The organism is Cupriavidus sp. 01L46, from assembly GCF_056399905.1.
Genome location: NZ_JBFTSF010000215.1, coordinates 1 through 11395, shown reverse-complemented (window position 1 = coordinate 11395; position 11395 = coordinate 1). Strand labels below are relative to the sequence as shown.

Genomic DNA, 11395 nt, shown 5'->3' with positions numbered 1-11395 from the left:
CGCTGATGGTGCTGGGCCTGATCGGCGCCGTGGTGCTGGCGTCGGGCTCGCTGGTCAAGGCCATCGCCATGATCGTGCTGGGCCTGCTGCTGGGCCTGGTCGGCACCGACGTGAACTCGGGCGCCGCGCGCTTCTCGTTCGACGTGCCTGAGCTGACCGACGGCCTGAACTTCGTCTCGGTCGCCATGGGTGTGTTCGGCTTCGCGGAAATCATCGCGAACCTGGAACAAAAAGATGCCCGCGAAACCTTCACGGACCACATCACCAACCTGTTCCCGACCAAGGAAGACTTCAAGCGCATGATCCCGGCAGTGCTTCGCGGCACGTTCCTGGGCTCCGCGCTGGGCATCCTGCCGGGCGGCGGTGCGGCGCTGGCTTCGTTTGCAGCCTACTCGCTGGAAAAGAAGACCTCGAAGTTCTCGCATGAGTTCGGCAAGGGCGCCATCGAAGGCGTGGCGGGTCCGGAATCGGCCAACAACGCCGCGGCGCAGACCTCCTTCATCCCGCTGCTCACGCTGGGCATTCCGCCCAACGCCGTGATGGCGCTGATGGTGGGCGCGATGACCATCCACAACATCCAGCCGGGCCCGCAGGTCATGACCAGCAACCCCGCGCTGTTCTGGGGCCTGATCGCCTCGATGTGGATCGGCAACTTCATGCTGATCATCCTGAACCTGCCGCTGATCGGGATCTGGGTCAAGCTGCTCAAGGTGCCTTACCGCTACCTGTACCCGGCCATCCTGGTGTTCTGCTGCATCGGCGTGTACTCGGTCCAGAACACCACGTTCGACGTGTTCCAGACCGCGGCCTTCGGCGTGATCGGCTACCTGTTCATCAAGCTCAAGTGCGAGCCGGCGCCACTGCTGCTGGGCTTYGTGCTGGGGCCGATGATGGAAGAGAATTTCCGCCGCTCCCTGCTGCTGTCGCGCGGCGAGTTCAGCGTGTTCCTGACCCGCCCGCTGTCGCTCGGCCTGCTGATCGCAGCCGCCGTGCTGGTCCTGATCGTGGCGCTGCCGTCGATCAAGAACAAGCGCGAGGAAGCTTTCCAGGAAGAATAAGAGAGCAAGTCCCGCGGCCGGTATCCGTGCCGGCCGCGAGCGACGATGCCACTGAAGACCCTCAAGGTGCCGCAAGGCACCTTTTTTCATGCCTTGCCCGCTGCGGCGCTCAGATGCTGGCGGCAAGCGCACCGGCTCGCGCCAGCCAGGCATCCCTCTGCCCGGGCTGCGAGCCCAATACCGGGCCGAACGCCATGGTGCTGACCGGCTTGATCCCGCAGAACTCCAGCGTGGTCTTGCGCATCTGGCGGATGCCCGGCATGCGGTAGATCCATTTGAAATACCAGGGCGGCGTATCCATGGTCACCAGGAGATGCGCCGAGCGGCCCTTCAGGAGCTGATCAGGGAACGCTTTGCCGGCGCGGTACTTGAAGGCGAAGCCGGGCAGCAGCACGCGGTCCAGGAAGCCCTTKAGCAAGGCGGGCGGGCCGCCCCACCAGATCGGAAAGACGAACGCAAGGTGTCCCGCCCAGGCCATGGCTTCCTGTGCCTCGACCAGGTCGGGCTCGAGGCCCTGGATGGCGTTGTAGCCCGCATGCAGGATGGGATCGAACTTCAGCATATCCAGCCTGAGCAGCCGGACTTCGTGCCCCGCGGCTTCCGCGCCGGCCGCATAGGTCCTGGCGATGGCGCCGCACAAGCCGTCGTTCGAAGGGTGACCCATGATCACCAGTATTCGCTGCCGCATTGCGATGCTCTCCAAAAAAGGTCGACGCCGCGAGGGTAAGGCTTGCCCCTTGAGGCAGAGTCAAGGCCGCGGGCACGCCATCGCGCCGTGCGGCGCATCGCTGGCCGCTTCGCGCGCTTCGCCACGGCCAAGGCACGCACGGATTTCCGCGCCGATCTCGCCAAGCTCGGCGTCCAGCTTGCGCAACCTGTGGATTTCCTCGCGCAGGCTCGCACGCTTGCTGTCGACCTGCTGCACGAGCCGGTGCCAGTCCGGCTCCCCAGCGCCCGCATCCATCACCGGAAGCAGCTCGGACAGGCGAAAGCCCAGGGCCTGCGCCTGCCGGATCAGCCCGACCTGCCTGACTGCGTCGTCCGCGTAGACGCGGTATGAGCCGGCGCGCGTGACCTGCCCTAGCAAGCCAAGCGATTCGTAGTGGCGGATCGCCTTCGGCGACGCGCCCGTGCGCCTGGCAACTTCTCCGATGAACATCCCCGTTCCTCCCTTGCATTGGTACGAAAGTACGAAACGCCAGTGGCATCCTGCATGCTTGCCCTGGCTTGGCTTGGCTTGGCTTGGCTTGGCTTGGCTTGGCTTGGCTTGGCTTGGCTTGGCTTGGCTTGGCTTGGCTTGGCTTGGCTTATGGCGCGAACCTTGCCGCAAGCGCTTCACAGGGTAAGGCTTGCCCTTAGGGGCAGAGTCAAGCCCCCCCCGAGGTGCCTTTCGCCGGCGCCAGGGACATCGAACAGGCCCGCGCAGGCGTCCCGCACGGCCGCCGTGACGTGGCGGCGCGCCTGGTCCCGCCGCTCCAGCATGCCGATGGTGCGCAGCACCCGCGCGCCGCCGATGTCGAGCGGCAGGATGCGCAGGGCTTCGTCCTCCAGCCAGCGTGCGCGCTGCAGCAACGGCACCACGGTCACGCCCACCTGCTGGCGCACCAGTTCGACGAGCGCTTCGATCGAGTTCAGCTCGAGGAACTCATTGACGCGCAGATGCGCGCGGCGTAGCGCCCGCGCAACCAGCATGCCGGTGCGCTGGCCGCGGTCGAAACGCAGGAAGGGGTTGGCCGCCAGCGCTTCGCGCGCGTTCGCGCCCAGGCTGTCGCGCCCGGCAATCGCCACCAGCGGCTCCTGGTAAAGCGGCGTCCACACCAACGTGCCGGGCAGGCGGCCCGCCCCTTCCACCAGCATCGCCGCGTCCAGCTCACCGGCTTCCACCTGCGCCGCCAGCTCGATAGACTTGGCGCTGACCAGGCGCACGTCCAGCGCCGGGTATTCGCGCTTCATGCGCGCCACCACATGCGACAGGCCGCCCATGACCGACACCACTGCGCCCACCGCTACCGCGCCGGCCATCGCGTCCGGCGCTTCCGGGGGCAGGCGCATCTCGTCGTAGAGCGCGAGCATGCGGCGCGCCTGCGGCAACAGTTCGCGCCCGCCGGCATTGAGCGCCACCACCCGGCCTCCCCGGTCGAACAGCTCGCGGCGCAGTTCCATCTCCAGCGCGCGCATCTGCAGGCTGACCGCGGCCTGGGTCAGGGCCACCCGCTCGGAGGCGGCAGCAAAGGAGCCGTGGTCGGCCACGGCGACGAAGGTGCGCAGGAAACGGATGGTGCTCATGGCGAGAAAGTCATGATGCGTGGCTTGGTGCGTGGCTTGGTGCGTGGCTTGGTGCGTGGCTTGATATGTTACTTATTATCAACATCAATACTTAAGAAAACCTTTAGACATAAGAAAGAAATATTAGCTTTCATTATGATGACCTGCACGGAATAATGGATCCGCAGCACCGCCTGGCAGCATTCGCAGCGGAGTGTGTTGCCCGAGGGCCGGCCCCGGCCTGCGTTTGCCTTGCTTCCCCGATCCGGAGATCACCATGAAACACTGGCTGCGCCTGTTTGGCACGAGCCTCGCCACCGGACTTGCGCTGAGCGCCGTCCCGGCACTCGCCGACACCTACCCGAACAAGCCGATCCGCCTGATCGTGCCGTTCCCGGCCAGCGGCGCCACCGATTTGCTGGCTCGCGCCATCGCGCAGAAGGTGGGCACCAACATGGGCCAGCAGATCGTGGTCGACAACCGGCCCGGCGCCGGCGGCGCCATCGGTTCCGACATGGCCGCCAAGGCCCCGGCCGACGGCTACACGCTGCTGATCGCCACGACCAGCACGCATTCGATMGGGCCGTACATCAACACGCGCCTGCCGTACAACACCGAGACCGACTTCACGCCGATCGGCCAGGTGGCCATCGCCACCAACGTGCTGGTGGTGCCGAACAGCCTGCCGGTGAAGAACGTCAAGGAGCTGATCGACTACGCCAAGAAGCATCCGGGCGAGCTGAACTACGCGTCCAGCGGCAACGGCACCGTGGTGCACCTGACCGCCGAAGCCTTCAAGGCGCAGGCCGGCGTATTCATCACGCACATCCCGTATCGCGGCACCGCGCTGGCCGTGCCCGACCTGATCTCCAACAAGGTGCAGGTCCTGTTCGACAGCATCGTCTCGGGCCTGCCGCACGTGAAGGACGGCAAGCTCAAGGCGCTGGCCGTGACCAGCCTGAAGCGCTCGCCGCTGGCGCCCGAGATCCCGACCGCCAGCGAGTCCGGCCTGCCCGGCTTCGAGTCCGATACCTGGTTCGGCATCTATGGCCCCAAGCAGATGCCGGCCGAGCTGGTGAACCGCCTCAACGCCGAATTCAACAAGGCGATCCAGGCGCCCGACGTGAAGGAGCGCCTGGGCAAGCTGGGCGCGGAACCCGTTGGCGGCACGCCGGCCCAGTTCGCCGCGATGGTCAAGAAGGACAGCGCGCGCTGGGGTAAGCTGATCAAGGATCGCAAGATCACCGTGGAATAACGTACGAACGCTGGCAAGCCGGCCGCGGCATCGCGGCCAAGCGCTGCCAGCGCATCGAACCGAGACAAGCATGCAGAACTTCAACTGGACCAATCCCTACCCTTCCGTGCGCATCCCGCTGTTCGCGCGCAACGTGGTGTCCACCTCGCACCCGCTGGCGGCGCAGGCCGGCCTGCGCATGCTGCTCAAGGGCGGCAATGCGGTCGATGCAGCCATCGCCGCGGCGGCGGCCATCACCATCGTCGAGCCGGTCTCGTGCGGCCTGGGCAGCGACGCTTTCGCGATCCTGTGGGACGGCAAGGAAATGCATGGCCTGAACGCTTCGGGCGTGGCGCCGGCGGCATGGAGCCCCGAGTATTTCAAGAGCAAGTACGGCACCGACGCCAACGGCATCGCMAAGCGCCCCGTGCGCGGCTGGGACGCCGTCACCGTGCCGGGCGTGATCGCCGGCTGGGCCGCGCTGCATGAGCGCTTTGGCAAGCTGCCCTTTGCCGAGCTGATGGAACCCGCCATCGAGATCGCCGAGCGCGGCTACGCCGTGCCGCCGGTGGTGGCGCACAAATGGGCAGCCGCCGTGCCGGAACTCAAGGACCAGCCTGGCTACGCCGAGGCCTTCATGCCGAATGGCCGGGCACCCAATGTGGGCGAGAAGTTCACGCTCAAGGCTGCCGCCGACACGCTGCGCAAGATCGGCGCCAGCAAAGGCCGCGCCTACTACGAAGGCGAGATCGCCGAGAAGATCGTCGCCTTCAGCCAGGAATGCGGCGGCGCCATGACGGCCGACGACCTGCGCAACTACAAGCCCGACTGGGTCAAGCCGATCAGCAAGGCCTACCGCGGCTACGAGCTGCACGAGATCCCGCCGAATGGCCAGGGCATCGCCGCGCTGGTGGCGCTGGGCATCCTGGACCAGTTCGACATGGCCGCGCTGCCGGTGGATTCGGTCGAGTCGCAGCATCTGCAGATCGAGGCGATGAAGCTGGCTTTTGCCGATCTCTACCGCTACGTGGCCGACCCTGGCAGCATGGAAGTCACGCCCGAGCAGATGMTGGACGACGCATACCTGAAGTCGCGCGCCAAGCTGATCGACATGGAGCGCGCCACGCACTTCGATTTCGGCATGCCCAAGGTCGGCGGCACCATCTACCTGACCGCCGCCGACGAGAACGGCATGATGATCTCGTTCATCCAGTCGAACTACATGGGCTTCGGCTCCGGCGTGGTCGTGCCGGGCACCGGCATCAGCCTGCAGAACCGCGGCGTGGGCTTCTCGATGGATCCGAAATCCCCCAACGTGGTGGCCGGCGGCAAGCGCCCCTTCCACACCATCATCCCGGCCTTCCTGACCAAGGACGGCCAGCCAGTGATGAGCTTCGGCGTGATGGGCGGCGACATGCAGCCGCAGGGCCATCTGCAGACCGTGGTGCGCATGGTGGACTACAACCAGCAGCCGCAGGCCGCGTGCTGCGCGCCGCGCTGGAAGGTCAACCGCGACTTCACGCTGGACGTCGAATCCACCATGGATCCGGCGGTCGTTGCTGGCCTGAAGGCTCGCGGCCACCAGCTCAAGTCGGTCGACGACCCATACATGGATTTTGGCTCGGGCCAGTTTATCTGGCGCCTGTCGGACGATGCCGAGCATGGCTATGTGGCCGCCAGCGACAGCCGGCGCGACGGGCAGGCCGTAGGGTTTTGAGTACCCGTAGGTAGCACTGGGAGCGCCCGCCGCAAGGCGGGCTTTTTTTTGCCTGTGCACCGCCAGTGCGGATCCCCTTGACGTGGCGGCCGATCTCATCCTAAATTTCTGTATTGACAGAAATTACTGACAAAACGCAAGCCAGATCGCACCACGCGAAGGAGAACATGACATGAGCGCGCCCGCACTGACGCTGTTCTTCGACGGCGGTTGCCCGCTCTGTGCCGCCGAAATGCGGCGCATGGCGAGACTCGACCGCCACGGCCGGCTGGGATACCTCGACATGCGCGGCGAGGGCTTCGATCCCGCGGCCTACGGCACCACCTTCGCCGCCATGGATACGGAACTGCATGGCGTGCGCGCCGACGGACACTTGCTGGTTGGTATCGACTGCATCGCCGAGAGCTATGCGCTGATCGGCCTGGGCTGGCTGGTGTGGCCGCTCAGGCTGCGGGCTACCCGCCCCGCGTGGCAGCACCTCTACCGCTGGTTTGCGCGCAACCGCTATCGGGCCAGCCGGCTGCTGGGCTACGGCTGCGCGGACGGCGTCTGCACGCCGGGCCGGCGCTGAGTCGGCGCTGAGTCGGGCGCCTCACCCGACTGTCTGCAACTGGCCTGCTTGCCATGGCGGCGACTGTGCATGGTGTACGCCGCTTGCGGCACTACACTGAGGCCTTCGCCTTTGCTTTCACCCCGACCGCCATGACCACCTACGCTTTCCGCCTGCTCAACGTCTTCGCCGAATCCACCTTCGGCGGCAATCCCCTGTGCGTGTTCGAGGATGCGCGCGGGCTCGACACGGCCACCATGCAGGCCCTGGCGCTGCAGTTCAACCTGTCCGAAACCACCTTCATCCTCCCCTCCGAACAGGCCAGCGCGCACGTCCGGATTTTCACCACGGGCTACGAGATGCCCTTTGCCGGCCATCCCACGTTGGGCACCGCTCATGTGGTGCGCGACCTGGCCGCTACCGGCGACGCGCTCACGCTGGAGTTCAAAGCGGGCGTGGTGCCGGTGACCGCGCAGGGCGACGTGTGGACCTTCACCGCGCCGCATGCGGGTGCGCCCAGGACCGCGCCGGCGGGCCTGCCGGACGCGCAGATGGCATCRCTGCTCGGGCTCGCCGAGACCGACCTGCTGGCGGCGCCGATCTGGGTCGACACCGGCGCCGACCAGCTGATGGTGCCCGTGAAAACCGTGGACGCGGTGCGCCGCGCGCAGCCTGACAGCGCACGCCTGGCGTCCTGGCCGCAGAGCAGCCTGGGCCGCAAGACGGCCTACGTCTTCGCCTTCGACCCGACGCGGCCGGGCCAGGTGGTGTCGCGTTATTTCTTCACCAAGCAAGGCGGTGGCGTGGCCGAGGACCCGGGCACCGGCTCGGCCTGCGCCAATCTGGGCGGCTGGCTGATCGCCAACGATTACGCGCTGCCGGCCGCCTATCAGGTCTCGCAGGGCGAGGCGGTCGACCGGCCGTGCACGCTGCGCCTGGAAGTCACCGGCGAGCGGGCCATCCGCGTGGGCGGTCGCGTGATCGAGCTGGGACGCGGCACCATCAACCTGTAACGCGCAGGCTTGCGGCGTCAACGCGACAAAAGGCGCGGTACTGCGTTACAGTGAGCGTCTGCCCGGTCTTCCCACCGCCCTAACGAGCGCCCCACATGCGCCGCCCGACATGACCACGCCGCACGCCCTGACCACGCTGGCCGAGCTGGAGGCCCACTACGCCGAAGCCGGCGAAGCCTCGCTCGCCAAGGAAGTCGACTACCTGCACCCGCACTACCGTGCCTTCGTCGAGGCCGCCCCGCTCTGCATGCTGTCCACGGTGGGCGGCGAGTACGCGGAAGTCTCCCCGCGCGGCGATGCGCCGGGCTTTGTGCAGGTGCTGGATGAGCGCACGCTGCTGCTGCCGGACCGGCGTGGCAACAACCGCCTGGACAGCCTGCGCAACATCATCGCCGACCCGCGCGTTGGCCTGCTGTTCCTGATCCCGGGCGTGAACGAGACCATCCGCGTGGCGGGCACCGCCCATGTCTCGGTGGACCCGGCGCTGATCGCGCGCTGCGTCGTGGATGGCAAGGCGCCGGCCACCGTGCTGGTAATTTCAATCCAGTCGGTGTTCTTCCAGTGCGCCCGCGCGCTGGTGCGCTCCAAGCTTTGGGCACTGGAAACACAGGTGGCGCGCAGCAGCCTGCCGAGCAACGGCACCATCCTTGCCGCCGTGAGCCGGGATCCCTTCGACGGCGTCGCCTACGACGAGTCGCAGCCCGCGCGGATGAAGCAAACCCTGTATTGACCCCATGTACACGCCATCCCACTTCGCCAGCACCGAAAGCGACGCCATCGACGAGGTCATGCGCCGCTACCCCTTTGCCACGCTGATCGGCAACGACGCCGACGGGCTGCCGTTCGCCACCCACCTGCCGGTGGTGGCCCAGCGCAGCGGCGATGCCTGGCAGATCGAAGGCCATATGGCGCGTGCCAACCCGCACTGGCGCTGGCTGGAGCAGACGCCCAGCGCCCTGCTGGTGTTCCAGGGGCCGCATGGCTATGTGTCGCCAGCGTTGTACGAGCAAAAGCTGTCGGTGCCGACCTGGAACTACGTGGCCGTGCATGTGTATGCGGAGATCGCTACGATCCATGACGCCGATGCCAAGGATGCGTTGCTCAAGCGGTTGATCGCGCAGAACGAGCCCGGCTACGCTGCGCAGTGGCGCGCGCTGCCGGAGGATTTCCAGCAGAAAATGCTGGGCGCGATCGTGGGCCTGCGCATCGTGCCCACACGCATCGAAGCCAAGTTCAAGCTCAGCCAGAACCGCCCGGCGGGCGACCGCGCCCGCATTCTCGCGGCCCAGCAGGAAGGCAGCCCCATCGAGCGCGACATGGCAGCGTGGATGGCACGCATGATGGGCGCCTGAAGCGCGCCTGAAGAACGCCTGAAGCCCCCCCGCACGGCCAGCTTCGAACCCGGCTCTCGCGCCGCTCAGGCGCGCGGCAGCCACTCTGGCGCGTGCGTGCCCAGCGGAACTGAAGGCAGCGCCCAGTGCGCGGGCGTCTCGGACAAGCGTCCCGCGTGCGACACCGCGCGCAGTTCGCCAAAGCCCGACGGCAGGGTCACCAACAGGTCGGACACGTCCTCGAAGCGCTGGTCCGGCGCCTCCAGGCCACCGTCGATTCGGCCCAGGCCGCGCAACCACTGGCCAACCTGCGCCAGCGACACCCGCACATGCCAGCTGCCGCCCTCGGCCGCACGGCGATGCAGCCCGGCCATGGCGCCAAGCGCCAGCAGGTAGCCAGCCGCATGGTCCAGCACTTGCGCCGGCAGCGGCAGCGGCTCCTCGCTGCGCGCCGCGGACGCTTCCGCCTGATTGAAGCCGCTGGCGGTCTGCACCAGCGAATCGAAGCCGCGCTTGCCAGCCCAAGGACCCAAATGCCCGTAGGCACTTAGCGTCACATAGACGATGCCGGGGCGGGCGCGGGCCACCGCCTCCGGCCCCACGCCCAACTCCGCCAGCCCCTGCGGGCGATAGCCCTGGATCAGCACGTCGGCGCCGTGCAACAGCTTGTGCAGGGTGCGTTTGTCGTCGGGGTCGCGCAGGTCCAGCTGGCAGGCGCGCTTGCCGCGCCCAGTGTCGATCACCAGCGGGGCAATACTGGGTAGGTGGGCCGCGCTCACCTGCAGCACATCGGCGCCGTGGGCGGCCAGCGTGCGTCCGGCTACCGGCCCGGCAATGATGCGGGTGAAATCCAGCACGCGCACGCCGCCGAGCGGGCGCGCGCCGGCCGTGGGCAGCGCGGCGAGCGGCTGCGGCGGCGCTTCGCCGATGCGCTCGATGTTGAGTGGCGGCATGCCATGCAACGCCTGCCCCTGCGGATGGCGGTCCCATTCGTCGAAGCTGCGCAGGGCGGCCACGACCAGGCCGGCCTCGGAGGTGGTGGCCTCGAAGGCCTCGGCGTCCCATTTCTGCAAGGCTGAGCGCACCGCGGCGAGATCGTGCGGGCAGCCCAGGATGCGCAGCACGCCGTCCCGGTGATGGGGAAAATTGGCATGCACGCGTACCCAGCGGCCGTCGCCGCAGCGGTAGAGGCCAGACACCTTGTCGCGGAACTCCGCCGCGGGCTCGCCGCCCACGCGCAGGTAGCGCTCGCTGCGGAACTCGGCCACGGCGTGGCGCATGTCGACGGCCACGTCCTGCCAGCGCCCGCTGCGCTGCTGCCACAGCATGGCGGCGGCCAGCGCCGACGCGCCCAGGCTGGCCTGGGCGGCCGTGCCCACGGCGAACGACGACGGCAGCACCGGATCGGCACCGCTGAGCTGCAGCCGGTCCAGGGCAGCGGCTGGCAGCCCGGCGGCCAGCCAGAGCCCGGCTACGGCCTCCAGCGGGGTTGGGCGAGTGGCTTGGGAAATAGTTGGCGTCGGCATGGCGGCAAGGCTCCACAGGGCGGGTGCGCTCTCTCCATCCTAGGCCRCGCCGGGTGTTTTTGCGCCCGTGCGCGGAGTTTGCACGACTCGGGTCCCCGGCACGGTAAAATCACCCGATCCGGCATTCCGCCATGCAATCGAGCAGCGCGGCAGGCTGCGCGCCAGACTCCGGCCGCCGCCCCGCCTCCTGACTTAACCGCCCACCGGCGCCACCATGAGCAACGACCCCAAAGCCAACGACAGCCCGACCGCCGCATCCAATTTCCTGCGCAGCATCATCGACCAGGACCTCGCCGCCGGCACCTACGCCGGCCGCCAGGATGCCCAGGGCGAGCCGTTGCCCCCCGTCATCACCCGCTTCCCGCCGGAGCCCAATGGCTACCTGCATATCGGCCACGCCAAGAGCATCTGCGTGAACTTCGGCATGGCGCGCGATTTCGGTGGCCGCTGCCACCTGCGCTTCGACGACACCAACCCGGTCAAGGAAGACACCGAATACGTCGATTCCATCATCGACGCGGTGCACTGGCTCGGMTTCAGCTGGGACACCACGGCCAAGGACGGCAGCAAGCAGCCGCACCTGTACTACGCCAGCGACTACTTCGACCAGCTCTACGCTTCAGCTGGGACACCACGGCCAAGGACGGCAGCAAGCAGCCGCACCTGTACTACGCCAGCGACTACTTCGACCAGCTCTACGC

General features: G+C 67.5%; 12 protein-coding genes. 8 read left to right on the top strand and 4 right to left on the bottom strand.

What is annotated here, in order from left to right; genetic code table 11:
* Window positions 1-1058 (top strand): tripartite tricarboxylate transporter permease (locus AC1DS3_RS28105; protein ID WP_477128391.1); only part of this gene is annotated, 1058 nt, incomplete at its 5' end.
* A gap of 109 nt (window positions 1059-1167) precedes the next feature.
* Here the strand turns inward: AC1DS3_RS28105 and AC1DS3_RS28100 are convergent.
* The 3 genes from AC1DS3_RS28100 to AC1DS3_RS28090 all read right to left on the bottom strand — a co-directional run bounded on the left by AC1DS3_RS28100 (window position 1168) and on the right by AC1DS3_RS28090 (window position 3344).
* Window positions 1168-1746 (bottom strand): NAD(P)H-dependent oxidoreductase, encoded by a 579-nt coding sequence (locus AC1DS3_RS28100; RefSeq protein WP_477128390.1) that lies wholly within the window; start codon window positions 1744-1746, stop codon window positions 1168-1170.
* Between the two features lie 60 nt (window positions 1747-1806).
* Entirely contained in the window at window positions 1807-2217 is a 411-nt protein-coding gene (locus AC1DS3_RS28095; protein ID WP_477128389.1) for a MerR family transcriptional regulator, read from the bottom strand.
* A 176-nt stretch (window positions 2218-2393) separates the two neighbouring features.
* Entirely contained in the window at window positions 2394-3344 is a 951-nt protein-coding gene (locus tag AC1DS3_RS28090; RefSeq protein ID WP_477128388.1) for a LysR substrate-binding domain-containing protein, read from the bottom strand.
* Between the two features lie 256 nt (window positions 3345-3600).
* Between AC1DS3_RS28090 and AC1DS3_RS28085 the strand changes: the two genes are divergently transcribed.
* The 6 genes from AC1DS3_RS28085 (at window position 3601) to AC1DS3_RS28060 (ending at window position 9189) form a co-directional block, all read left to right on the top strand.
* The gene (locus AC1DS3_RS28085) at window positions 3601-4578 is read left to right on the top strand and encodes a Bug family tripartite tricarboxylate transporter substrate binding protein (RefSeq protein WP_459371571.1); all 978 of its coding nucleotides are present in this window, start codon (window positions 3601-3603) and stop codon (window positions 4576-4578) included.
* Window positions 4579-4648: 70 nt separating this feature from the next.
* Window positions 4649-6274, top strand: coding sequence for a gamma-glutamyltransferase (ggt, locus tag AC1DS3_RS28080; RefSeq protein WP_477128387.1), 1626 nt, complete (start codon window positions 4649-4651; stop codon window positions 6272-6274).
* A gap of 172 nt (window positions 6275-6446) precedes the next feature.
* Entirely contained in the window at window positions 6447-6845 is a 399-nt protein-coding gene (locus AC1DS3_RS28075) for a thiol-disulfide oxidoreductase DCC family protein (RefSeq protein WP_441634405.1), read from the top strand.
* 131 nt (window positions 6846-6976) lie between these two features.
* Window positions 6977-7837, top strand: coding sequence for a PhzF family phenazine biosynthesis protein (locus tag AC1DS3_RS28070; protein WP_459371573.1), 861 nt, complete (start codon window positions 6977-6979; stop codon window positions 7835-7837).
* A 109-nt stretch (window positions 7838-7946) separates the two neighbouring features.
* On the top strand, window positions 7947-8567 hold the full coding sequence (locus tag AC1DS3_RS28065) for a pyridoxamine 5'-phosphate oxidase family protein (RefSeq protein WP_441634401.1): 621 nt from the start codon (window positions 7947-7949) through the stop codon (window positions 8565-8567).
* Between the two features lie 4 nt (window positions 8568-8571).
* Window positions 8572-9189, top strand: coding sequence for an FMN-binding negative transcriptional regulator (locus AC1DS3_RS28060; RefSeq protein ID WP_441634399.1), 618 nt, complete (start codon window positions 8572-8574; stop codon window positions 9187-9189).
* 65 nt (window positions 9190-9254) lie between these two features.
* Here the strand turns inward: AC1DS3_RS28060 and AC1DS3_RS28055 are convergent, their stop codons facing one another.
* Window positions 9255-10694 (bottom strand): CoA transferase, encoded by a 1440-nt coding sequence (locus tag AC1DS3_RS28055; RefSeq protein WP_441634397.1) that lies wholly within the window; start codon window positions 10692-10694, stop codon window positions 9255-9257.
* A gap of 214 nt (window positions 10695-10908) precedes the next feature.
* On the opposite strand from AC1DS3_RS28055, the gene AC1DS3_RS28050 reads away from it, so the two are divergent.
* A partial coding sequence (locus tag AC1DS3_RS28050; protein ID WP_477128386.1) for a glutamate--tRNA ligase family protein occupies window positions 10909-11395 on the top strand: 487 nt, incomplete at its 3' end.